General features: G+C 63.2%; 25 protein-coding genes. 16 read left to right on the top strand and 9 right to left on the bottom strand.

Features of this window, described 5'->3' with window-relative positions; all coding sequences use genetic code 11:
- Nucleotides 1-37: 37 nt before the first annotated feature.
- Nucleotides 38-250, top strand: coding sequence for a hypothetical protein (locus FH041_RS14585; RefSeq protein WP_128610956.1), 213 nt, complete (start codon nt 38-40; stop codon nt 248-250).
- A gap of 185 nt (nt 251-435) precedes the next feature.
- Here the strand turns inward: FH041_RS14585 and FH041_RS14580 are convergent, their stop codons facing one another.
- From FH041_RS14580 to FH041_RS22820, 4 genes are all read right to left on the bottom strand, one after another.
- Nucleotides 436-1,164: an RHS repeat-associated core domain-containing protein gene (locus FH041_RS14580; protein ID WP_140174787.1), complete on the bottom strand. Its 729-nt coding sequence runs from the start codon at nt 1,162-1,164 to the stop codon at nt 436-438.
- Nucleotides 1,165-1,529: 365 nt separating this feature from the next.
- Complete coding sequence (locus tag FH041_RS14575; RefSeq protein ID WP_027915227.1) at nt 1,530-2,852, bottom strand: APC family permease; 1,323 nt, start codon at nt 2,850-2,852, stop codon at nt 1,530-1,532.
- 83 nt (nt 2,853-2,935) lie between these two features.
- A complete protein-coding gene (locus tag FH041_RS14570; RefSeq protein ID WP_027915226.1) occupies nt 2,936-3,760 on the bottom strand; it encodes a carbon-nitrogen hydrolase family protein in 825 nt (274 codons plus the stop codon).
- A complete protein-coding gene (locus tag FH041_RS22820) occupies nt 3,757-3,912 on the bottom strand; it encodes a hypothetical protein (RefSeq protein ID WP_154665194.1) in 156 nt (51 codons plus the stop codon). The genes FH041_RS14570 and FH041_RS22820 overlap by 4 nt, the downstream gene beginning before the upstream one ends.
- A 130-nt stretch (nt 3,913-4,042) precedes the next feature.
- Between FH041_RS22820 and FH041_RS14565 the strand changes: the two genes are divergently transcribed.
- A complete protein-coding gene (locus tag FH041_RS14565) occupies nt 4,043-4,822 on the top strand; it encodes a helix-turn-helix transcriptional regulator (RefSeq protein WP_028687140.1) in 780 nt (259 codons plus the stop codon).
- Nucleotides 4,823-4,838: 16 nt separating this feature from the next.
- Here the strand turns inward: FH041_RS14565 and FH041_RS14560 are convergent, their stop codons facing one another.
- Nucleotides 4,839-5,495, bottom strand: a complete 657-nt coding sequence (locus tag FH041_RS14560; protein WP_027915224.1) for a membrane protein — start codon at nt 5,493-5,495, stop codon at nt 4,839-4,841.
- A 167-nt stretch (nt 5,496-5,662) separates the two neighbouring features.
- Between FH041_RS14560 and FH041_RS14555 the strand changes: the two genes are divergently transcribed.
- The 6 genes from FH041_RS14555 (at nt 5,663) to FH041_RS14530 (ending at nt 11,087) form a co-directional block, all read left to right on the top strand.
- Nucleotides 5,663-6,424 carry a DUF2076 domain-containing protein gene (locus FH041_RS14555; RefSeq protein WP_027915223.1) on the top strand — a complete coding sequence of 254 codons (762 nt, stop codon included), beginning with the start codon at nt 5,663-5,665 and terminating at the stop codon, nt 6,422-6,424.
- 70 nt (nt 6,425-6,494) lie between these two features.
- Nucleotides 6,495-6,974 (top strand): NYN domain-containing protein, encoded by a 480-nt coding sequence (locus tag FH041_RS14550; RefSeq protein ID WP_023534583.1) that lies wholly within the window; start codon nt 6,495-6,497, stop codon nt 6,972-6,974.
- A gap of 7 nt (nt 6,975-6,981) precedes the next feature.
- The gene (locus FH041_RS14545; RefSeq protein ID WP_140174785.1) at nt 6,982-7,587 is read left to right on the top strand and encodes a PolC-type DNA polymerase III; all 606 of its coding nucleotides are present in this window, start codon (nt 6,982-6,984) and stop codon (nt 7,585-7,587) included.
- A gap of 130 nt (nt 7,588-7,717) precedes the next feature.
- A complete protein-coding gene (gene yedA / locus FH041_RS14540) occupies nt 7,718-8,611 on the top strand; it encodes a drug/metabolite exporter YedA (protein WP_140174783.1) in 894 nt (297 codons plus the stop codon).
- Between the two features lie 81 nt (nt 8,612-8,692).
- Nucleotides 8,693-10,024 carry a DEAD/DEAH box helicase gene (locus FH041_RS14535; RefSeq protein WP_027915220.1) on the top strand — a complete coding sequence of 444 codons (1,332 nt, stop codon included), beginning with the start codon at nt 8,693-8,695 and terminating at the stop codon, nt 10,022-10,024.
- A gap of 313 nt (nt 10,025-10,337) precedes the next feature.
- On the top strand, nt 10,338-11,087 hold the full coding sequence (locus FH041_RS14530; RefSeq protein WP_082693180.1) for an RHS repeat-associated core domain-containing protein: 750 nt from the start codon (nt 10,338-10,340) through the stop codon (nt 11,085-11,087).
- 91 nt (nt 11,088-11,178) lie between these two features.
- Here the strand turns inward: FH041_RS14530 and FH041_RS14525 are convergent, their stop codons facing one another.
- From FH041_RS14525 to FH041_RS14515, 3 genes are all read right to left on the bottom strand, one after another.
- Nucleotides 11,179-12,432 (bottom strand): TIGR03862 family flavoprotein, encoded by a 1,254-nt coding sequence (locus FH041_RS14525; protein ID WP_140174781.1) that lies wholly within the window; start codon nt 12,430-12,432, stop codon nt 11,179-11,181.
- Nucleotides 12,433-12,580: 148 nt separating this feature from the next.
- Nucleotides 12,581-13,495: a histone deacetylase gene (locus FH041_RS14520; RefSeq protein ID WP_027915218.1), complete on the bottom strand. Its 915-nt coding sequence runs from the start codon at nt 13,493-13,495 to the stop codon at nt 12,581-12,583.
- 110 nt (nt 13,496-13,605) lie between these two features.
- Complete coding sequence (locus FH041_RS14515) at nt 13,606-14,292, bottom strand: Ais protein (protein WP_028687133.1); 687 nt, start codon at nt 14,290-14,292, stop codon at nt 13,606-13,608.
- Between the two features lie 181 nt (nt 14,293-14,473).
- Here FH041_RS14515 and FH041_RS14510 point away from each other — a divergent pair, with 181 nt between their 5' ends.
- The 8 genes from FH041_RS14510 to gabP all read left to right on the top strand — a co-directional run bounded on the left by FH041_RS14510 (nt 14,474) and on the right by gabP (nt 22,503).
- Entirely contained in the window at nt 14,474-15,046 is a 573-nt protein-coding gene (locus FH041_RS14510) for a GNAT family N-acetyltransferase (protein WP_027915216.1), read from the top strand.
- Nucleotides 15,047-15,187: 141 nt separating this feature from the next.
- The gene (tesB, locus tag FH041_RS14505; RefSeq protein WP_023534523.1) at nt 15,188-16,057 is read left to right on the top strand and encodes an acyl-CoA thioesterase II; all 870 of its coding nucleotides are present in this window, start codon (nt 15,188-15,190) and stop codon (nt 16,055-16,057) included.
- Nucleotides 16,054-16,644: an HAD family hydrolase gene (locus FH041_RS14500; protein WP_027915215.1), complete on the top strand. Its 591-nt coding sequence runs from the start codon at nt 16,054-16,056 to the stop codon at nt 16,642-16,644. The genes tesB and FH041_RS14500 overlap by 4 nt, the downstream gene beginning before the upstream one ends.
- 48 nt (nt 16,645-16,692) lie before the next feature.
- Nucleotides 16,693-17,703 carry an NAD(P)-dependent alcohol dehydrogenase gene (locus tag FH041_RS14495; RefSeq protein WP_088523411.1) on the top strand — a complete coding sequence of 337 codons (1,011 nt, stop codon included), beginning with the start codon at nt 16,693-16,695 and terminating at the stop codon, nt 17,701-17,703.
- Nucleotides 17,704-17,831: 128 nt separating this feature from the next.
- Nucleotides 17,832-18,947: an ABC transporter substrate-binding protein gene (locus tag FH041_RS14490; protein WP_027915213.1), complete on the top strand. Its 1,116-nt coding sequence runs from the start codon at nt 17,832-17,834 to the stop codon at nt 18,945-18,947.
- Nucleotides 18,944-20,005: an iron ABC transporter permease gene (locus tag FH041_RS14485; protein ID WP_111475486.1), complete on the top strand. Its 1,062-nt coding sequence runs from the start codon at nt 18,944-18,946 to the stop codon at nt 20,003-20,005. Before FH041_RS14490 ends, FH041_RS14485 begins: the two co-directional genes overlap by 4 nt.
- Nucleotides 20,002-20,763: an ABC transporter ATP-binding protein gene (locus FH041_RS14480; RefSeq protein WP_140174779.1), complete on the top strand. Its 762-nt coding sequence runs from the start codon at nt 20,002-20,004 to the stop codon at nt 20,761-20,763. Before FH041_RS14485 ends, FH041_RS14480 begins: the two co-directional genes overlap by 4 nt.
- 348 nt (nt 20,764-21,111) lie before the next feature.
- Complete coding sequence (gabP, locus tag FH041_RS14475; RefSeq protein ID WP_027915210.1) at nt 21,112-22,503, top strand: GABA permease; 1,392 nt, start codon at nt 21,112-21,114, stop codon at nt 22,501-22,503.
- 220 nt (nt 22,504-22,723) lie between these two features.
- On the opposite strand, the gene FH041_RS14470 is transcribed toward gabP, so the two are convergent.
- Nucleotides 22,724-23,203 carry a hypothetical protein gene (locus tag FH041_RS14470; RefSeq protein ID WP_111475485.1) on the bottom strand — a complete coding sequence of 160 codons (480 nt, stop codon included), beginning with the start codon at nt 23,201-23,203 and terminating at the stop codon, nt 22,724-22,726.
- Nucleotides 23,204-23,278: the final 75 nt, after the last annotated feature.

Raw genomic sequence — 23,278 nt, 5'->3', positions numbered from 1 at the left:
GTAACTGAACGTCGCCCGCCGTGTGCAGAACGGCTTGGTGAGCGAGCACAACGCACTGGAAATCCTCGCCGGCAAGCTGGGCGACGACCAGACCGGCGTGCCGGTGGTCGGCATCGACATCATCCTCAGCAAACAGCCCTCTACGCCAGCGCCGCCACCTGATGGACAGTGCCCTGGCCAGCCAGGATGTCATCAATCTGAGCCTGTGCGTGGCCCTGACCGGCGCGCAGGTCGGAGCACTGACCCATGACATCGTGTGGATGAAAAACAGTGTCATAGGCGGGCAGACCATACGGGTGCCGACTTCGTACTTGATCCAAGCGGACGCCCACAAAGTTCGTAGCCGCCGTAGTATTCCTTTCCGTCGATAGCGGAAGGTTCAAGAACCTTAGCGCTTGAGGGCAGCGGTTGGGTATCTCGGAGTTTTGTACAGCCTTAGCGACGCATTTTGACAGTTCTAAAATCATGGACACTGGGGATAATAACGGGCATGCCGTTCCGCATCAATGTCGCCAGTTCTGCATTAGACTCCACCGGCATGCTTGGTTTGTAGAGTCCTTCTTCCAACAACGACTCAATAACGTGTACGAGGCGTCCTGTAATCTTTGAATTTAATGCTTCAGTCAATACATGGTGGCGGTTCTCAGTTTTAACATATTTCTCGATGGCCTCTGAAGCATCATTTGGGCTGCGCAGTATATTGCGTTTCGCTTCTTTTAACTCCCCTTTGGAAATCTTGAACCAGTGTTGAATCTCTTTATAGGACATTTCCTTCAGTTTCATATTGCTGAAATCCCTTTTCGCTAACTCCGAGGGATGTGTCGGCCACTTGCCTGCTTCGCCGCGACTCGGCAGCGTAATAGCTGGTCTTCGCACATTTTTGTTGGGGTATAGGAAAGAGTGCCCAGTGGGATCGCTGCGGTTCACGGGGTCGTTTGAACAGTAGGCGTAGGTATTCATGCCACCCGCGTCGAACGGGCTTAGGCTATCAGGTGAAAGAAAACGCATTAAGCGCGTGTTGTAGACTCTGTATCCGGAGCCAAGCAGGTAGAGCGGTGTCAGCGCTTGCGCATGCTCACCATTGAAGCCAAGTAACGTGTGTGCAGATCGAATCTCTGCGGCAAAGCCGTAAGGCGAGTACGCCGATCTCTCGAGTCTGTTCATGCGATTGTGCTCGCGGTTGGAGAACTGTCGTTTCGCCCGTTAGCAGGGCGGGCGTCTTGAGTATCCGGGTGATGTACGCACCCGGCCACTGGCAAAACTGACAGGTGTTAGAGAACGGCCTTGGGCCCCGCACGAAATCGCGAGCAACCCAATCGCCGAACCACGAATGCCAACGGTTATAAAGATCCATGCCATTACGCATTTGTTATCCGTCGACGGCCGGAAGCCTCATAGAATTCCAGCTGCGAAGAACGCCACCGAATTTTTCCAGATTTCGCACTGGCCGCAATCATCCGATCCCCACCCTGACCCAAGCCCTGCGGGGCATATCTCCAAGCCCCGCAAATCATACTGCCCACTCGACCTCAAGCCTCCTCGAAATGCATCTCTGGCGGCTGTTGGCGCAACCCACGGGTGATGACCAGCAGGTACAGGCACCCCATGCCCAGCCAAGCCACGCCAAGGTAGATGGCCATGGGGTCCAGGCTTGCCATCAGCCACAGATCCGCCATCAGCCCGACCAAGGGGAAGGCCAGGTACACCGCTGCAGCCTTGAGCCCGCGCTCGCCCTGGGCGATCCAGTAGTGAAAGATCACCGACAGGTTGACCAGGCTGAACGCCAGGAAAGCGCCGAAGTTGATGAACGAGGTGGAGGTCGTCACGTCCATGCGCAAGGCCAGCAGCGCGACTACGCCACACAGGACGATGCTGATGACCGGTGTGCCGAACCGCGTACTCAGTCGCCCGAACCAACGCTTGGGCAGCACACCGTCGCGGCCCATGGCGAACAGCAGGCGCGAGGCACTGGCTTGGGCGGAAAGCCCCGAGGTGAACTGGCCCACGATCAGGCCGATCAGGAAGAAACTCACGAAAATGTCCCCGCCAATGGCCTTCGCGATTTCGTAGGCGGCCGAGTCCGGGTTGCTGAAGGTCGCGCTTGGGTGCGCGAGTTGGACGAAGTAGCTGGCCACGATGAAGATGAAACCGCCCAGCAGGGTGATGAGCAGGATGGCGCGAGGGATGGTCTTGCGCGGTTCATGGGTCTCCTCGGTCAAGGTGCTGACCGCATCGAAGCCCAGGAACGAATAACAGGCGATGGCGGCGCCACTCATGATCAGGGGCAGCTGGAAACCGTCCTGATGAAAGGGTGCCAGCGACCACAACGGCTGGTTCAGCTCGCCGGTGGCGTAATGCACGGCCAGGCCCACGAAGGCTGCCAGTACCAGGAACTGAAGCAGCATAAGCACGCCATTGACGGTCTTGGCCAGCTGCAGGCCGATGATGTTGATGGCCGTGGTGACGGCAATGAAGGCCAGCACCCACACCGGGTGCGGCACCGCCGGAAAGGCCGAATGCAGGTAGGCCGCGCCGATCAGCCAGATCGCCATGGGCAGGAACAGGTAGTCCAGCAGCACCGCCCAACCGGCCAAAAAACCCAGCTTGGGGCTGATGGACTTGCGCACGTAGGTGTAGGCCGAGCCGGCGACGGGGAAGGCCTTGGCCATCTTGCCGTAGCTCAGGGCGGTGAACAGCATGGCGATGGAGGCGGCCAGATAAGCCGAGGGCACGGCGCCCTGGGTGGTGTCGGCGAGGATGCCGAAGGTGCCCAGCACAATGATGGGGGTCATGTAGGCGATGCCGAACAGCGTCACCGCACCCAGCGACAGGGTGCGTTTCAAGTGGGCCATGGTGTTACTCCGGATTGTGTTTTTTATGGAGTTCAATGTCAGGGCCCGGCCTGGGCCCTGGGCGCCAGCCGTGGCGCAAAGGTTCAGACGGTGGTCAGGATCAGTTCTCGCAAGCCGTCAGGGTGCTCGACCTGCTGGCCTGGCAGTTCGAAGCGGCGCTCGGCCAGGTAGCTGTAGTCCTGGCGCGCTTGCCCGATCAGCGCCAGGTCGAGGTCCAGTTGCAGCCGGCAGGCGGTGCGCCCTGCCTCGCATAACAGTTGGCCGTAAGGGTCGACCACCGCGCTGCCGCCTGCAAAGACCAGGTTGCCATCGCCCTGGCCGACGCGATTGACCATGACCGCATAGGCCTGGTTTTCCATGGCGCGGGCGCTGATGGCGGTGCGGTGCGTGGGGCCATAGGGGTCCATGTTGCCGTTGGTCACCAAGATCAGCTCGGCGCCCAGCTGGCCCAGGGCGCGGGCGCTTTCGGGGAATTCGATGTCGAAGCAGATCAACAGCCCTACGCGCACCCCTTTGTACAGCGCCGTGGCGTAGCGATCGCCCGCCGTGAAGATGCCCTTGTCGGAGGCCCACAGGTGGGTTTTGCGGTACTTCAACGCGACACCGTCCGGGGTGATCAACACGGTGGTGTTGTAGAAGTGCCCGTCTTCGCCCGCTTCGGCAAGGCCAACCACGGCTGCCACGCCCTTGTCGGTCACCGCTTGGGCGACGGCAGCAAGCGTCGGGCCGGTCAGGGGCTCGGCGATAGCCGCGATGTTGTCATGGGTTGGAAAGCCCATCAGTTGGGTTTCCGGGAACACGATCAGGTCCACATCCGCTGCTGCGCGGTGGATCGCCTCGAGGGTGCGTTCCAGGTTGTAGGCGGTGTCGCCGTCGCGACCGTCCAGCTGGACGAGTTCTACTTTCATTGCAACTCCTGAATGCGCAGCCCAACGGCTGCCAGGTGATCGACGCGGCGTGAAACCAGCTGCTGTGGCGCACGGTGAGTGCCCGAGTATGCCGCTGCCATCGGCGGCGGGGTAATTACGCCCTTGAGGTAACCCATAGGGGTTAGCCCCATGCAAATCCGTCGGTACTGGTCAACGCTGCGCTGAAAACAGCGCCGCAATGCCGATGCACTCCAGTACACTTTGCCTGCTCGGTTGTATTCACCCTGACCTGCGTCTCACCTTTTGGTACAGAGCCCGGACATGAACCTTACACTTCAGGACATTGCCTGGCATCGCTCGGTCGGCCAGGTGATCGATGCGTTGGACCACCCCGGCTTCTGGCTGCGCCTGGTGCGTTTGCTGGAGCAATACGTGGCGTTCGACAGCTGGGTCGCGTTTCTTTTCAGTGAGCACCGCCCATTGGTGTATGCCGAATCCCCGGGCAGCGACGGCGGGCTGGACCCGTTATTCCAGGATTACCTCAAGGGCCTCTACCTGCTGGACCCGTTCTACATCGCCAGCCGGGAAGCACCGGCAAGCGGCCTGGTCCAACTGGCCGACGTGGCCCCTGAATGCTTCGAGCGCACCGACTACTACCAGCGTTATTTCCGCCTCAACGTGGTGGCCGACGAGGTGCAGTACAACGTGGCCCTGGATGCAGGGCGCACGCTTTGCCTGTCGCTCGGTAGCCGCTCACGCTTCGCAGGTGAGCAGATTGCGTTGCTGCACCTTTTGCAACCCTGGGTGCTGGCCACCATGCGCCAGCGCTTTCGGTTCGAGCACGATGTCGACGAAGTCACCCCGGCGCCTGCGTGGCAGAACCACTTGGCCGAGGGCTTTGGCCACCTTGAAACGCCGCTCACCGCCCGCGAACTGGAAGTGGGCCGCATGCTGCTAAGCGGCTGTTCCAGCAAGGAGATCGGCCGCAAACTCGCCATTTCATCGGAAACCGTGCGGGTCCATCGCAAGCACATCTACCGCAAGCTGGGCATCAAGTCCCAGTCGGAGCTGTTCGCGCTGTTCCTCAAGGCCCAGCGCTAGCAGCCAACGGCTGCGTTCAGGTGCGCTGCTCGACTTCGAGCAGCATGAACAGCCGGTACATGACCACCGTGCCGAACAATTGCAGGAAGCCTGCCAGGCTATCCACGAGCAGTTGCACGCCAGGGGAAGGATCGGGGATGGCCATCAGGATCAGGCCTTCGATCAGCCAGATCGACGCCAGCACCCCCAGCAGGCACACCAGAATGCGCATGAAATGGCCAGTAGTCATGCGGGCGCTTTCGCGCATCGCCTGCACCACGGGCAAGCCGCGCAGCACCAGCAGGTATTCGCCGAACACCAGGTTGACCATGATCCACACCCCTGGGAACACGAACAAGGCCATGCCGGCCATGATCAGCAACGAGCTGATCAGCACCAGCAGCGTCAGCGCCGGCCAGAGCTGCACCGCACGGGCAAACAGGTCGCGCTTGGCGATGGCCTGGCCATTGCTGCGGGTATCGAGGTAGAGGATCAGTGCAGCGCTGTACAACGGGTAGCACAGCACGTAGATCAGCATGCCGTAGGCCGGCGAGGCCTGCTCGCCCAGCTGGCGATACAGCACCTGGGTCAGCACGGCTTCGAGCACCACCAGCGGCAGGCACAGTTGGGCAATACCGGCCAGGTGGCGGGTGAAGAAGTGGAGGGAGTCGCGCAAAACGCTCAGCGGATTCATGGGTCAACATCGCATGGCAGTTGAAACAGGGGGTCTAACTCTAGCCCAAAGCGACCTCTGATCCGTCACTTGCTGAAAAAAGTTTCACCCCGCCAGTGATTGAATCAGCCGCGTTAACGCCCCATCTTTGAGCCTGTCCGTTGTCCCGCTACCCACGAGGTCGCCCCATGAATACCGAAGAACAATCCCTGATCGATGGCCTGTTCAGCCGCATCAAGCAGGCCGAAGACCCAAGCCAGCCCCGTGATGCGCAGGCACAGGCCTGTATCGAGGCGCACGTGCGCCAGCAGCCGGCGGCCCCTTACTACATGGCCCAGGCGATCCTGGTGCAGGAAGCGGCCATCAAGCGCCTGGACGAACAGAACAAACAGCTCGAAGCCGAACTCAAGCAGGCACGTGCCCAGGCCGAGGCTGCGCAGGCCGGCGCCTCGCAGAACACAGGCGGCGGCGGTTTTCTGTCCAGCATCTTCGGCGCTGGTGGGCGCAGCTCGGCGCCGGCACCTGCCCCTCAACCCCAGCGCTCGGTCGCGCCGTCCGCACCCGCCGGTGGCGGCTGGCGCGAGCCGGCGGCACCTGGCTTCTCGCAGCCGCCGGCCCAGCAGCCGGGCTTTGGCGCAGCGCCCGCGCGTGGCGGTGCCAGCAGCTTCCTGGGCGGCGCCATGCAGACTGCGGCCGGTGTAGCCGGGGGTGTCTTGCTGGCCCAGGGCATCAGCAGCCTGTTCAACCACAACGCCCAGCCCGAAGAGGTGGTCGAGGTGATCAAGGAGGAGCCTGCGCAGGCCAGTGACAGTGGCGGCTGGACCGACCAGAACGAGCAGCAGCACGTGGCCGACAACAGCGGCTGGGGCAGCGACCAGGGCGGTTACAGTGACGCCGATTACGGCGGTGATGACGGTGGATTATTCTCCGACGACGATTCCTACGTCTGACGGCTCTGGCATACTGCTGGCCTTCGCGGGGCGCTGAACCCGCCCCGATTCGGCCAGACGAGGTGCCAAGGTGAAAAAGATCGCGTTGTTCGCCGACGTGCAGAACCTCTATTACACCGTGCGCCAGGCCCACGGTTGCCATTTCAACTACACCGCCTTGTGGAACCAGGTCAGCCGAGAAGGCCAGATCGTCGAGGCGGTGGCCTATGCCATCGATCGGGGCGACAGCAAGCAGCAGCAGTTTCAGCAGATACTGCGCAACCTGGGTTTCGATGTGCGCCTCAAGCCCTTCATCCAGCGCAGCGATGGCTCGGCCAAGGGCGACTGGGATGTCGGCATCACCCTGGATGTGATCGATGCGGCCAGCCGCGTGGATCAGGTGGTACTGGCCTCGGGTGACGGGGATTTCGACCTGCTGCTCGACCGCGTGATCCAGCGCCACGGCACCGAAGCGGTGGTCTACGGCGTGCCGGGGCTGACGGCGATGTCGCTGATCCGCGCCGCCACCCGCTATGTGCCCATCGAGGGCCCGTTGTTGCTCAAACACTAAGGTTTTTATGGAACGTATCGCTGTCATCGACTTTGAAACCACCGGCATTTCCCCAGGCACCGGTTGCCGCGCCACTGAGGTGGCCGTGGTGATGCTCGAGCGCGGGCAAATCGTCGAGCGCTATCAGAGCCTGATGAACGCGGGGGTGTCGGTGCCTGCTTTCGTGTCGGGCTTGACCGGCATCACCACCGCCATGGTGCGCAAGGCACCCCCGGTGGAGCAGGTGATGAACGAGGTGGCCGAGTTCGTGGGGGCCACGCCGCTGCTGGCCCACAACGCCGCCTTCGACCAGAAGTTCTGGGATTTCGAACTGAGCCGCATCGGCCGCAGCCGCAGCCAGCCCTTCGCCTGCTCGCTGTTGCTGTCCCGGCGCCTGCTGCCGGCCGCCCCCAACCACAAGCTGGGCACACTGAACCACTGGGCCGGGCTGCCCAACACCGGCACGGCCCACCGGGCCATGGCCGACGCGGAAATGGCCGCTAACCTGGTCCAGCACCTGGCCGGCGTGCTGCGCCAGGACCACGGGGTGCAGCAGCCTTCCCACGACTTGTTCTGCCGTTTGCAGAATACCCCCGCCGCCAAGGTGCGCGACGCGCTGGCAGCCTACCGCTGAAACGGGCAGCGCCTGGCGTCGCACGCCCGCGGCTGCAAGTGTGCTGCTTATCCAACGCCTCACTGTAGGGTTGCCGCTGCGTTTCACACCGTTAGACTGCGTCACCCGCAAATGGATTTTCGAGTCGACCATGTCCAGCACCCGCCGCTTCCCGCTGTTGCTCATCGGGGCCTTCGTGGCCCTGTATTTCGTATGGGGTTCAACCTACCTGTTCATTCGCATCGGTGTGGAAAGCTGGCCGCCCATGCTCATGGCTGGGGTGCGCTTTCTGATTGCCGGGGGGCTGTTGTACGGCTTCATGCGCTGGCGAGGGGCGCCATCACCGTCCTGGCCGCAGTGGCGGACAGCGGGGCTGGTGGGCTTTTTGCTGCTCAGCTGTGGCAACGGGGGCGTGACGATCGCTGAGCATGCCGGCGTGGCGTCCGGCGTGGCAGCGCTGGCGGTGGCGACCGTGCCCTTGTTTACCCTGGTGTTTGGGCTGATGTTCGGTTATCGCAACTCAGGGCTCGAATGGGCGGGCATCGTGCTTGGCCTGACCGGCATCGGCTTGCTCAACCTGGGCTCCAACCTGCAGGCGAGCCCGCTTGGCGCGGCGCTGTTGATCTTCGCCGCCGCCTCGTGGGCATTCGGGTCGGTCTGGAGCAAGCGCCTGCCCATGCCTCCGGGCCCCATGGCCAGCGCTGCACAGATGCTGGTCGGTGGTACGGCGTTGCTGTTGGGCAGCCTGCTGTCGGGTGAACGCATGACGCAGATGCCCACCGCTGCCGGCTGGGGCGCGCTGGCCTACCTGGTGTTCTTCGGCTCGATCCTGGCGTTCAGCGCCTACATGTACCTGCTCAAGCACGTTCGCCCGGCGGCGGCCACCAGCTATGCCTACGTCAACCCGGCCGTGGCGGTGCTCTTGGGCATCGTGTTTGCCGGCGAGCAGATCGGTGCCGAAGAGTGCGTTGCCATGGCCGTGATCATTGGCGCGGTGGTCCTGATCGGCCTGCCGCAGTGGCGCAAGGCGCGGCCCATCGCCTAGCCGCTCGACCGGGAAACCTGCAAGTGCACAGGGGGGATGCGGTAGACTTGCCGGCTTCGCTGAACCCCTGATGGTATTGCCATGAATTTCGCCAAACTCGGCCTGATCGAACCCTTGCTGCGCACCCTTGAGCAGCGCGATTACACCAACCCGACCCCGGTACAGGCCCAGGCCATCCCCGCCGTGCTGGCCGGCCGCGACCTGATGGCCGCCGCCCAGACCGGCACCGGCAAGACCGCAGGTTTTGCCCTGCCCGTGTTGCAACGCCTGGCGCTCGAAGGCGAGAAGGTCGCGGCCAACTCGATTCGTGCCTTGGTCCTGGTGCCCACCCGTGAACTGGCCGAGCAGGTGCATACCAACGTGCGCGAGTACGCCGAGCACCTGCCGCTGAGCACCTATGCGGTGTATGGCGGGGTCAGCATCAACCCGCAGATGATGCGCCTGCGCCGTGGTGTGGACCTGCTGGTGGCGACCCCGGGCCGGCTGCTGGACCTGTATCGCCAGAACGCGATCAAGTTCAACCAGGTGCAGATTCTGGTGCTCGACGAAGCCGATCGCATGCTCGACCTGGGGTTCGCCGAGGAACTGCAATCGGTCTATGCCGCGCTGCCCCGCAAGCGCCAGACGCTGCTGTTCTCGGCGACGTTCTCGGACCAGATCCGCCTGCTTGCAGGGCTCGCGCTCAACGACCCGCTCAGCATCGAAGTCAGCCCGCGCAATGCCACGGCGGCGAGCGTCAAGCAATGGCTGGTGACGGTGGACAAGAAGCGCAAGGTCGACCTGTTCTGCCACCTGTTGCGCAAGCAGCGTTGGAAGCAGGTGCTGGTCTTCGCCAAGACCCGCAATGGCGTCGATCAACTGGTCGAGCGCCTGCTGGCCGAAGGGGTCAAGGCCGACGGTATCCATGGCGACCGCCCCCAGGCGACACGGCAACGGGCGCTGGACAGCTTCAAGGCACGCGAGGTGCAGGTGCTGGTGGCCACCGACGTGGCTGCGCGCGGGCTGGACATCGACGACCTGCCGCTGGTAGTCAACCTGGACCTGCCGATCGTGGCCGAAGACTATGTGCACCGTATCGGCCGCACTGGCCGTGCGGGCAACACGGGTGAGGCGATTTCGCTGGTGTGCGCGGATGAGGTGCAGTTGCTGGCGGCCATCGAAGTGCTGACCCGGCAGACACTGACGCGTCATGAAGAGCCTGACTTCATTCCTGATCACCGGGTACCCCTGACCGATGCCAGTGGTCAGGTGATGAAAAAGCCCAAGAAACCGAAGAAGCCCAAGGAGAACAGTGCCAAGCGTGGGCTGGGTCGCTGGATGGACAGTGATGAGGCAGGCACCGCGCCACCTGCGGTGAAGGCCGTGCGCAAGGTGCCTAGCTTCAATGGGGGGCCGCGCAAGCGCAAGCCCTGACGGTTAGAGCGTTGGCGTGAGGCAGTGGCTTTTGATCTCAACGGGGCAGGTACGAGCCTTGGCACCGCGTAGGGCGCTGCCTCTCCTTAAAACGAGAATCACCGGGCGCCATTCAATGAATCCAGTCCAACCGCCAGTCGGCACTCGTAGGGGTGCGCACACCGTAGCCCCGACGATCACATCGGCAGGACGGTACTTCCAGAGACCGTGCAGCCTTACTTGCAGTACAGAGCCTGGCCTGACAAATCTGCCAGTTTTTTTCACCAGGCACATTGCACATCATTAGATACCCCGATAGGACTAGGTGTGTCTCATGTGTCATACAGCAAGCTTGGTATCACGGACTGGCCAAGCATTCTCCTATTTGCCCTATGGCGACCAACGCTGCGCCCCACGCCTCTATGGACTGGCTTACAGCGGCCAGCTACTGGACCGTAGTACCGGGGGGTATCTGCTCAAGAGAAGGATGTACCAACCCCAGCTGAGGCGTTTCTACACCCCAGATCCGCTGAGTCCTTTCCTAAAGGGAGGCTTGAACGCGTATGCCTACTGCGAAAACGATCCGGTTAATTTCAACGATCCTGAAGGGAGTAACCGATTCAAGTTGTATAAAAGTAATCTAGAGCCTGTTTGGAACAAGATCGAAAATAGAAAACTTCGGCTGAAGGGCTTCTCTTACGACTCCTCAAAGCCCGAGGGTGAACGTATTAAGAGGTTTCGTGTGAAAGTGGCAAATGGCCAACCGCTAGAGCGTGCTGACCCAGATGCTCCCACGAGTGGTTCTTTCTATGTTAACGAGGACCAATCTCTGTTCATAAGTGAGTATCTCGTTGCCGATGACAAGGTGGGTTTGTATCGGTTGAAAGATTTCGGTTTCATCGAAGCAGGCTTTACGTTGAAGGATGTGAACCCTACCCATATCAAAGTGGTAAATGGAAAACCTGTACCGGATAGCAACATGATCATGGTCAACGATTCAGGCAAGACCGATTATTCGAAACAGGATCTGCGACTGCCTGGGTTGAACGACGCAATCCGCAAAGGGCAGCCTGGAATGCGTTGATCACTCATTGCAAGGTAAGCAGCTGGTGGCACAGCCGGGGCTTGAGTAGCCCCGATTGCACAAAGCGAGGACAGGCCTGTGAAACCTGCGATCAGCCCGTCGTATTCCCCTGCCGCCCCACCCACGCCGCCGCTGCCCGACCGGCCCGCAGCCCGCTGGCGAAGCAGGCAGTCAGCAGATACCCGCCTGTTGGCGCTTCCCAGTCCAGCATCTCGCCCGCACAGAACACCCCTGGCATGTGCTTTATCATCAGCCCCTCATCCAGGCTTTCGAAACGCACCCCGCCGGCACTACTGATCGCTTCGTCCAAGGGACGAGTGCGCACCAGCGTGATCGGCAGGGCCTTGATCGCCTGGGCAAGGGCTGGCGGGTCGGCGAATGTGGCCGGGTCGGTCAGCTCGCGCAGCAGCGCCGCCTTGACCCCGTCCAGGCCCAATTGCCCTTGCAAGTGCTTGGCCATGGACCGCGAGCCCCTCGGGCGTGCCAGGGCCTGGGCAATCTTGTCCACAGGCTTGTCCGGCAGCAGGTCCAATATCAGCACACCGCTGCCACATTGCTCGATGGCCGCACGCACCTGCGCCGACCAGGCGTAGACCAGGCTGCCTTCCACACCCTGGGCGGTCAGGATGAACTCGCCTTTGCGCGGCGCACGGCCTGGCACGCTCAGGGCAATGTTCTTGACCGGCGCCCCTGCGAACTTGTCGGTGAGCACCGCACTCCAGCCCGCGACCTCGAACCCGCAATTGCTCGGGCGCAGGGGTGAGATATCCACAGCGCGGTCAGCCAGGGTTGCCTGCCAGCGCCCATCCGATCCCAGCCGCGCCCAACTGCCGCCACCCAGTGCCAGTACGACCACGGCGGGCCGGACCAGCCGCTCGCCCTGTGGATAAGCAATGCGCAGCGCGCCGTCCTCGCTCCAGCCCAGCCAGCGATAACGGTTGTGGATAACCACGCCGGTTTCACGCAGGCGCTTGAGCCACGCGCGTAGGAGCGGGGCGGCCTTCATGTCGGTTGGGAACACGCGGCCCGAGCTGCCCACGAACGTGGCGATACCCAGCCCGTGAATCCACTGGCGCAAGGCGTTGGCGTCAAAGTCGCGCAACAGCCCGTCAACCTCGCTTTGGCGCTCGGCATACCGCGCCGCGAAGGCAGGGTAGGGCTCGGAGTGGGTGATGTTCATGCCGCCCACGCCTGCCAGCAGAAACTTGCGACCCACCGAAGGCATGGCGTCGAACACTTCCACCGAAAGCCCGGCCTGTGCCAGGGCTTCAGCCGCCATCAGGCCGGCGGGGCCGCCCCCAATGACAGCGGCGACAGGAGGGGCGGGGTGACTTACTTCGGACATGATGGGCTGCAGGCTGTGGAAAAGATGCGCATTCTAGCGCAGCACAGCCCTCACAAGCACTGATCAAAAAATGATCAATGTCGCGCAGGCAGCGCTATTAAAGGGCTACAGCCTGTTTCGCTCAGGTTATCCACAAGCGGTTCCACAGTCATTGTGCACAACGCAAGACGTTGGCCGCCGTGTGATGAAGCACGCCATGGCGCTTGGCCAGCGCTCTGCGATCCTTGCTGTAACCGCCCCCGATCACGCCCATGACCGGAATGTCGCGGCCCAGGCACTGGCCGAGCACGCGCGCGTCACGTGCGGCCAGCCCTGCATCGGTGATTTGCAGGTAACCCAGGGCATCGTCCTTGTGAACATCGACCCCGGCGTCGTACAGCACCAGGTCAGGCTGATAGAGCGGCAGCAGGTAATTGAGCGCCTCATCCACCACGTGCAGGTAAGCGTCGTCCCCCATGCCACGTGGCAGGGGGATGTCCCAGTCGCTTTGCGCCTTGCGGGCCGGGAAGTTCTGCTCGCAATGCAGGGAGACGGTAATGGCGTCGGGCGTGTCTTCAAGAATGCGCGCGGTACCGTCCCCTTGATGAACATCGCAATCGAAGATCAGCACCCGGTGCACGCGGCCGGCTTCGAGCAGGTAACGGCTGATCACGGCCAGGTCATTGAAGATGCAAAAGCCGGCTGGGTGGTCGTAGTGGGCATGGTGGGTACCGCCCGCCAGGTGACAGGCCACCCCGTGTTGCAGGGCCATCTCGGCCGTCAACAGCGAACCCCCGACTGCGCGCACGGTGCGCCGCGCCAGCGCTTCGCTCCACGGCAGGCCCAGGCGCCGCTGGTCCTCGCGGGATAGCTCGCCGTGCATGTAGCGCTCGATGTAACGGCGGTCGTGGGCCAGCGCAAGAATGTCATTGGGGCAGATCTCGGGCCGCAGCAACGCCTGGTCGGTGGTCAACCCACTGTCGATCAGGTGATCGTGCAGCAGACGAAACTTGTCCATCGGAAAACGATGGTCCGGCGGAAACTCTGGGCTGTAGTCTTCGTGGTAGATCAGCGGCAGCGACATGGGTTATCCACAACAAGAAACAGACTTGATCTTGCCATGACAGCCAACGGCTGTGGAAAACTTTGCTAGCCCAGCGTGCAAGCCGGTGCCCACCTATGCAACGGGCACTTTCAACGTGCGGCGCTGGCCAGCACGCGCTGCCATTCGGGCGCGTTCAACCGCCCCAGGATGCGTGCCTTGCCATTGTCGTCCACGGAAACGAACAAGGCACTGGCATAACCGCTGTCCCGTTCGCCGCCGGTAACGTTCTGCTGGCGAGCGAACTGATCGACGCAGCCGTTGTGGGTTACCAGCACCAGGTTGTGTTCAGGGCGTTTGGCTGCCAGCGCCTGAGCCGGGAAGCCGCCGTCGCACTGGCCGATCCATTCCCGCGTGGCCACCGGCTGCCCCAGAATGAAATGCGCCGTCTGCTGGGTGCGCACCTTCGGGCTGCTCAACAGGTCGGCATCGGCCAGCCCCAGGTGCTTGAGGCCTTCGCCCACGCGCCCGGCAGCCTGGCTGCCGGCGACCGTGATGCCAGCCGGGTCGCCCAGGCAGGGGCCCGGTGCGCTGTCACAGCGCTCGGCATGGCGGATCATGACGATCACCGCACCGTTGGCCCAGGCCTGGAGCAGGCCGCTTTTGCTGAGTTGTTGTTCGCTACCAAGGTCCACGATGGAGGTTCTCGTCATAAACCAGGAGGTCGATGCCGCCACGGCCAGGCACAGGCTCAAGGCGACGGTCACGGTGCTGCGGGGCAGCCATCGCTTGCGCGGTGAATGCATTGCGTAGGGCGGCAGAGTGTTGCTCGACAGCATGGGTGGCTCCGACAGGGAAACCGCGCGCTGGGCGCGGCAGGGATGGCGGCATTTTGCTAACCCGCGTGTTGCCAGCCGGTGAAGCGCATGTGAAAAATGCATTCGGCTACTCATTACCCGGTGCGCGGTCGTGCCTGCGCCTACGCTGTACAGTGCAGCACGCCAAAACGGAGCGAACCCCATGACCCCCATTCTGGAACTGGAAAGCGCGCGGCTGATTCTGCGCCAATGGCAGGACGAGGATCTGCGCGAGTTCGCTGCCCTGTGCGCCGACCCCCAGGTCATGCGCTACTTCCCCGCGCCGCTCACACGCCTTGAAGCGGCTGCCTTAATCGGCCGCATCCGCGGGCATTTTCATGAGTACGGGTTTGGCCTGTGGGCGCTTGAGCGCAAGGACAGTGGGGCTTTCATCGGCATGACGGGCCTGCTCAATGTCAACTTCGACGCGCCCTTCGCCCCGGCAGTCGAGATCGGCTGGCGCCTGGCACGTCGGCACTGGGGCCTGGGGTTTGCCAGTGAGGCGGCCTGGACGTGCTTGCGCTGTGCGTTTGCCCAGTTGCAGGTCGAGCAGGTGGTGTCCTTTACCAGCACCCTCAATCTGCCCTCGCAGAAGGTGATGCAAGCCATCGGCATGGAGCAGGACCTGGCAGGCAGTTTCGACCACCCGCGTGTCGCCCTCGGCCATCCACTGCGCCCGCATGTGCTGTATCGGATCGATCGCGCGCGGTGGGAGCAGACCTTGCGGGCCGAGTGAACCGCCAGGGGGGCTGGCGATGTCAAACCCTGTATTATTTGCGCTATTGGACGGTGCGGCTCATGCGTGGGCCGCGCCGGTTGAATCGAGCGCCGGCCCACGGCGCCTTGTGAGCACGTCTTGCGTCTACGGAGAACCCTGATGAGTCATGTGTTGGACGACCTGGTCGACCTGTTGAGCCTCGAAGCCATTGAAGAAAACCTGTTCCGCGGCCGCAGCCAGGACCTGGGTTTTCGCCAGCTGTATGGCGGCCAGGTGCTGGGCCAGTCCTTGTCGGCCGCCAGCCAGACGGTAGAGGATGCCCGCCACGTGCACTCGCTGCACGGCTACTTCCTGCGCCCGGGCGATGCCAGCCTGCCGGTGGTGTACTCGGTGGACCGCGTGCGTGATGGCGGCAGTTTCAGTACCCGACGTGTCACGGCGATTCAGAAGGGCAAGACGATCTTCACCTGCAGCGCCTCGTTCCAGTACGACGAGGACGGGTTCACCCACCAGGCACAGATGCCCGATGTGGTCGGCCCTGAAAACCTGCCCACCGAAGTGGAACTGGCCAGCGCCATGGCCGATCAGCTTCCTGAGCGCATCCGCGACAAGGTGCTGTGCGCCAAGCCCATCGAGATTCGCCCAGTAACCGAGCGTGACCCGTTCAACCCCAAGCCCGGCGACCCGGTGAAATACGCCTGGTTCCGCGCCGACGGCAATCTGCCGGCTATCCCTGCGCTGCACAAGTACATCCTGGCCTACGCCTCTGATTTCGGACTGCTGACCACATCGATGCTGCCCCATGGCAAGTCGGTCTGGCAGCGGGACATGCAGATCGCCAGCCTGGACCACTCTTTGTGGTTCCACGGCAACCTGCGGGCTGATGAATGGCTGCTGTACGCCACCGACAGCCCCTGGGCTGGCAATGCCCGTGGCTTCTGCCGCGGCAGCATCTTCAACCAGGCCGGCCAACTGGTCGCCTCGTCCAGCCAGGAAGGCCTGATCCGTCATCGCAAGGACTGGGCATGAACCTGGGCCAGGTGCGCCATTGGGTGTTCGACATGGACGGCACCCTGACCGTGGCCGCGCATGATTTTGCCGCTATCCGCGTGAAGTTGGGCATTCCTCCCAAGGACGACATTCTGGCGCACCTGGCGGCTCTGCCCGCAGACGAAGCCGCCGCCAAGCATGCCTGGCTGCTGGAGCACGAGCGTCATCTGGCGCTGGTCTCCAAAGCTGCCCAGGGGGCGGTGGAGCTGGTCCGTGAGCTGGCCAGCCGTGGTTGCCAACTGGGCATCCTCACCCGCAATGCCCGCGAACTGGCACACATCACGCTCCAAGCCATTGGCCTTGCCGACTGTTTTCCGGTGGCGCACATTCTTGGGCGTGACGAAGCGCAGCCCAAGCCCAGCCCCGATGGGCTGCTCAAGATTGCCGGCGCCTGGGGCGTCGCGCCGCAGGCGATGGTGATGGTGGGCGACCACCGCTTCGACCTCGACTGCGGGCGAGCCGCCGGCGCGGGCACGGTGCTTGTGAACCAGCCGCACGACGCCTGGCCGGGCCTTGCTGACCGACATGCGCCCGACTGTCATGCCTTGAAGCGTATGCTGGGCTGACCCCACGCTCGCCGACCACTTTCCTTTTTACAGATGGAGCACTCGACCATGAGCAGCAAGGCGATCTACGTTCAACCCGGCGGCGGCTACGACAAGGTCGAGGTCGGCACCTGCGAGGCCACTGCCCCAGGCGTGGGTGAAATCACCGTACGCTTGCATGCCAGCTCCCTCAATTACCACGACTTCGCCGTGGTCAGCGGCATGTGGGGCCCAGCCGAACGGCGCATCCCGATGGCCGACGGTGCCGGCGAGGTGATCGCCGTGGGCAGCGGCGTCAGCGACTTTCAGGTCGGTGACAGCGTGGTCAGCACCTTCTTCCCTGACTGGCTGGATGGTGAGGCCAATGTCGAGGGCTTTGCCCGGGTGCCGGGCGATGGCCTGGACGGTTATGCCCGTGGCCATGTGACCGCGCTGGCCACGGCCTTCACCCGCGCGCCCAAGGGCTTCAGCCACGCCGAGGCGGCGACCTTGACCACCGCCGGGCTTACCGCCTGGCGCGCGCTGATGAGCGACGATCACCTCAAGCCCGGTGACACGGTGCTGGTACAGGGCACCGGCGGGGTGTCGATCTTTGCCCTGCAGTTCGCCAAGCTGGCCGGTGCGTCGGTGATCGCCACCTCTTCCAGCGATGCCAAGCTCGAGCGGCTCAAGGCCTTGGGCGCCGACCACGTGATCAACTACACGCGCACGCCGGCCTGGGGCGAAAAGGTGCGTGAGCTGACCGACAACCGTGGGGTGGACCATGTGATCGAAGTCGGCGGGCCCGCCACCCTGGAGCAATCGATGATCGCCGCACGCATCGGGGGCCATGTCTCGCTGATCGGCATTTTGACCGGTGTGGCGGGGCAGCTGCCGCTGGTGCAGGCCCTGGTGCGGCAGATCCGCCTGCAGGGTGTGCTGGTAGGCAGCCGTGCCCAGCAGCAGGCCATGGTCCGGGCCATCGAGGCCAACGGCCTGCGCCCGGTGGTGGACAAGCACTTCGAGCTCGAACACATCGTCGATGCGTTTCGCTATCAGGAAAGCAACCGCCATTTCGGCAAGATCTGCCTGACCTGGTAACGCCTTGGGGTAACGGGATGTAATGGCTGGCGACCAGACCAATACATTCGCGCACATCGGGAGCACAGGCGGCTGGCTAGAATGCCCGGCTCCGTTGCGACTGATTCTCTCTTCAAGAGGACGCCCCGATGTGCCTGTTCCCCCGTTTGCGGCAGCGCCTGCTGCCTGCCTTGCTGCTGCTGGCGTCCTGCCTCGGCTTTGCCCACACCGCCCAAGCCCTGCAAGTTACCGATGTGCTGGGGCGTACCGTCGAGCTTGACCACGCCCCGCAACGTATCGTGCTGGGCGAGGGGCGTTTGTTCTTCGCCCTGGCGCTGCTCGACCGTGATAACCCCTTCCAGCGCGTGGTGGGCTGGCAGAACGACATGCGCTTGCTGGACCCGCATACCTATGAGGTCTACGCCCGGCAGTACCCGCAGATCGCCAAGCTGCCCTTGATAGGGCAGGCCTCCGAGCAGAGCGTGAGCGCCGAGCAGATCCTGTCGCTCAAGCCTGACCTGGCCATTTTCAGCATCGCCGGCGAAGGCCCGACCCAGCACAGCCCGGTGGCCGATCTGCTGGCCAAGGCCGGCGTGCCGGTGTTGTTCATCGATTTTCGTGTGCACCCCATGCGCAATACCCACGTCAGCATGCAGGCGCTGGGTACGCTGCTAGGCCGTGAACAGCAGGCGCAGCAGTACCTCGACCTGTACGACCGTCACCTGGAGCAGGTGAAAGCGGGCGTGGCTGGCATCAAGGAAAGCGAGCGGCCCAAGGTGTTTCTGGAATTGCTGGCCGGGGTGTGGCAAGCGCCTGGCCATACCACTGGCAAAAGCGGCTTGGGCAGTGTGGTCCAGGCGGTGGGTGGCCATAACATCGGTGCCGACGTGGTGCCCGGTGCGCTGGGCGATGTGAGCGTCGAGTACGTGCTGCAAGCCGACCCCGACGTCTATATCGCCACCGGCAACCGCGCCCCCGGCGTACTGCTGGGGGCCGGGGTTTCCGAAAAAACGGCCCGGGACAGCCTGGCGAAGATCACCGCCCGCCCGGAATTCGCCCCCTTGCGGCCCATCCAGGCCGGCCAGGCCCATGGCTTGTGGCATGACTTCTACAACTCGCCGTTCAACATCCTTGCAATTGAAGCGATGGCGCGCTGGGTGCACCCGGAGCGGTTCAAGGACATCGACCCGCAAGCGACCATGGCCGAGATCAACCGCATGCTCAAGGTAGGGCTGGACGGTCAGTACTGGGTCGACGCCCAGTGACCGCACAGGCGCTGCCAGGCGTGCAACAGGCCGCCTGGCACTACCGCCGGCTGCTGTGGCGGCGTACCGGGCTGGTTGCCGGGCTGGCCGTGCTGTTGCTGGTTTCGGTCTTGAGCGACCTGGCCAGCGGTGCGTCGGGGATGAGCCTGGGGCGACTGGTGCAAGGCCTGTTCGACCCGGCCACGCTCAGCGCCACGGAGCGGGTGATCATCTGGAACGTACGCTTGCCCTACGCGCTGATGGCCGTGCTGGTGGGCACGGCACTGTCGCTCGCAGGGGCCGAGATGCAGGCAATCCTCGACAACCCGCTGGCCAGCCCCTTCACCCTGGGGGTGTCCTCGTCAGCGGCACTGGGGGCTTCGCTTGCCATCGCCTACCCGCTCAGCATCGCCTGGATGACGGCGGGGGTGCAGGTGACGGTGATGGCCTTCGTCTTCGCCTGCCTGTCGGTGGTGTTGTTGCAGGCCATGTCGCGGCTTCGCGGGGCGGGCGTGGAGAGCCTGGTGCTGTTCGGCATCGCCCTGGTGTTCAGCTGCAATGCCCTGGTGTCGCTGTTGCAACTGCTGGCCACCGAAGACGTATTGCAGCAACTGGTGTTCTGGACCATGGGCAGCCTGGCCCGGGCCGATTGGAACAAACTCGGCATTCTGGCGCTGGTCGTGGCGCTGGTGTTGCCGTTTTCGCTGCGGGCGGCACCTTCGATGACGCTGCTGCGCATGGGCGAGGACCGGGCGCGCAGCTTCGGTGTGGACACCCGGCGGCTGCGTTTTGCCTCGCTGCTGCGCATCAGCCTGTTGTCGGCAACCGCCGTGGCATTCGTTGGCACCATCGGCTTCGTCGGCCTGGTCGGGCCGCACATTGCGCGCTTGCTGGTGGGGGAAGACCAGCGGTTCCTGCTGCCGGCCAGCGCGCTGGTGGGCGCGCTGATGCTGTCGTTGTCCTCCATTGCCAGCAAGCTGATCATGCCAGGCGTCATCGTGCCGGTCGGCATCGTCACCGCCCTGGTGGGGGTACCGATTTTCGTGACGCTGGTGTTCCGGCGAGGGAGAAAGCTGTGAGCCTGGTGATCGACAAGGTTTCGGTCGCCTACGGTGCGCGGCAGATTTTGCACGAGGTCAGCCTGCCTGCCCTGCCCGGAGGCAGCCTGGTGGCGCTGGTGGGGCCCAACGGGGCGGGCAAGTCCACGCTGCTCAGGGCCCTGGCAGGGCTTGAACGCATGCGTGGCGGCCTGCGCCTGGATGGCCAGGACGTGAACCGCCTGGCCTTTGCCGAGCGCGCTCGACGGCTAGCCTACATGCCCCAGCAGTTGCCCCCCGGCATTGCCCTTGGCGTGCTGGAAAGCATCATGGCCGCACTTCGCGTAGGCAGCGCGGACGACCTGCTGGGCCAGGCCTTTGCGGCCCTGCGCCAGCTGGGTATCGAGCACCTGGCCCAGCGCTCGCTGGACAGCTTGTCCGGTGGGCAACGGCAATTGGTGGCGCTGGCCCAGTTGCTGGCGCGCAACCCGCAGGTGCTGCTGCTCGATGAGCCCACCAGCGCGCTGGACCTGCATTATCAATTGCGGGTCATGGACGCCGTGCGTGAGCGCGTACAGGTGCATCGCCTGTTGGCAGTGGCGGTGCTGCACGACATCAACCTGGCTGCCAGCCATGCCGACTGGCTGGTGGTGCTGCGCGAGGGCAGGGTGGTCGCCAGTGGTTCGCCGCAGGATGTGTTGGTGCCCGACCTGCTGGCGCAGGTGTATGGCGTCCAGGCGCGGGTCGAGCGCTGTTCCCAGGGGCGGCTGCAAGTGCTGGTCGACCACGCCTTGGCCTGATGCCCGCGCCACCCGCTGCCTGCTGGACAGGTAGCGGGTGCAACACACTCGAATGAAAAACAGAAGGGTCATTGGCGTTGATGGCGCGTTCGGACATGCCAATCGCGACATTTGTCGCTTGCACAAAAGCGCTGTCGTGATCGAACAGTTCCGGGGCGTTCTCGTGTAATTTCCCTCATCCCTGCGGGGCTTAAATGAAGCCCGACCCCCACTGGCACGTTGCCTTGTGATGCGCTGCAAAGATCAACAACAGAGCGCAAGCAACCTGTCGACCTGAACCCTTCAAGGAGCTATTTTCGCCTACGCCTGCCCGTCCATCCTTGTGTCAGCAAAAAGAGAACAACATCAATGAACACCGTGGGATCTGATGGCAACCTTGCACAAGGTTTCAAGCCACGTCATGTAACGATGCTGTCCATCGCCGGCATCATCGGCGCCGGACTTTTCGTCGGCTCGGGCCACGCCATTGCGGCAGCCGGCCCGGCTACCATAATCTCCTATTTCGTGGCCGGGACCTTGGTCGTCCTGGTCATGCGCATGCTCGGCGAAATGGCCGTCGCGCACCCCGATACCGGTTCCTTTTCCACCTACGCCGACCAGGCCATCGGCCGCTGGGCCGGCTACACCATCGGCTGGTTGTACTGGTGGTTCTGGGTGCTGGTCATTCCCATCGAAGCCCTGGCGGCAGGGCATGTGCTCAACGCCTGGTTCCCGCAGATAGACAGCTGGATCTTCGCCTTGGCGTCCGTGCTGTTGCTGGCAGGTACCAACCTGTTCAGTGTGGCCAAGTACGGTGAGTTCGAGTTCTGGTTCGCCATTTTGAAAGTGACTGCGATCCTTGCCTTCATCAGCCTCGGCTTCGCGGCGCTGATGGGGTGGCTGCCCAACCGTGAAGTCAGCGGTTTGAGTGGGCTGATTGCCGAGCATGGCGGTTTTGCGCCCAATGGCTGGGCGGCGGTGGTGGGCGCGTTCATCACTGTGATGTTCAGCTTCATCGGCACGGAGGCAGTGACCATCGCCGCTTCGGAGTCGAGCGATCCTTCGCGCAACATCGCCAAGGCCACCCGTTCGGTCATCTGGCGCATCAGTACCTTCTACATCCTCTCCATCTTCGTGATCATTTCCGTCGTGCCGTGGAACGACCCACAGTTGGCTATGGTGGGCTCGTATCAGCGTGCACTGGAAATCATGAACATCCCCAATGCGGCCTTGCTGGTCGACCTGGTGGTGCTGGTAGCGGTCACCAGCTGCATGAACTCCTCGATCTACATCGCCTCGCGCATGATGTATTCGCTGGCCAAGCGTGGCGATGCGCCGGCAATGCTCAAACACACGTCCAAGGTCGGCGTACCCCGTGCTGCGGTGTTCGGCAGCACCCTGATCGGTGCATCCATCGCCGTGCTCAACTACTTCGCACCCAAGGGCGTGTTCGAGTTCCTGCTGGCAAGCTCAGGTGCCATCGCGCTGCTGGTCTACATGGTCATCGCCATCTCCCAACTGCGCATGCGTCGCCGTCTTGAGCGGGAGAATACTGAGCTCAAGTTCCGCATGTGGCTGTTCCCCTGGTTGACCTGGGCGGTGATCATCTTCATTGCCCTGGCCTTGGCGGTGATGATGTACACGCCCGAGCACCGGGCGGAAGTGAGCGCCACGCTGGGGCTTGCGATCCTGATTTCCTTCCTGGGTATCGTGACGACACGCGGTCATGCGCAGCCTGTGGGGGCGCGGTCGTTGGGTTGAGATGAGCTTTGCTGGAGCCTTGAGGCTGCGATGCGGCCTCAGGGTTATCAGCTTCGCAACTCAGGGTGCTGGGGCCGCTTTGCGGCCCATCGTGGCACGAGGCCTGCTCCTACTTGGATGGGTAAGCCTTCGGGGCTGCACACGTCTGTACTGAGGCAGGCGGGAATGCCAGCCTTGCAGGGCTGGCAGCTCATAGGCGCTGGGCGGCGAGGCGATCAGCCTACTGCGCCGGGCGCTTGTCTTGCGTGCAGGCAACGTAGGTACTGCCCGACTCGCCCCGCAACGACACATCGTGGTTGCCAACTTCCTGGGTGTAATGCCCCAGGTCATCCTTGCCGATGCCGCTCAGCTTGGCGATGTCCTCGACGCGCTGGCCCTTGAACATCCCCGAAAATTCGTTGAAGTCACCTTCGCCGTCACTGGCAGCATGTGCTGTCAGCTGCGTGATCGGTTGGCCGTAGACCTCCACTGGCTGCGCCAGCGAATACTCAGCGTCCGACAGCTCCGACGCCTGGACGGTGGCCTGGCCCTTGGCCGCCGTGACCAGTGCATCGAACTGCTCGGGTGAGACCACGCGCTTGCACGTCAGAACTTGGCCGATACGCGTGAGAGCCTCGGTTTGATCGAGGTTTTCAGCGTGAGCGGTGGCCACGCCAGCAAGGCTGGCAAGCAGGGGCAGGATCAGGCGAGTCGTGTTCATGCATCAGTTCCTTCTGGTGGGTAGCCCCTATTGAGTGCCGGGGTCACCAATGGTTTCAAGGCGCAGGGACGCTAC

The sequence above is a fragment of the Pseudomonas sp. SWI7 genome (assembly GCF_006351945.1).
Lineage (GTDB): Bacteria > Pseudomonadota > Gammaproteobacteria > Pseudomonadales > Pseudomonadaceae > Aquipseudomonas > Aquipseudomonas fulva.
Note: the sequence above shows the minus strand (reverse complement) of the source record. Positions and strands in the feature narration are given on the sequence as shown.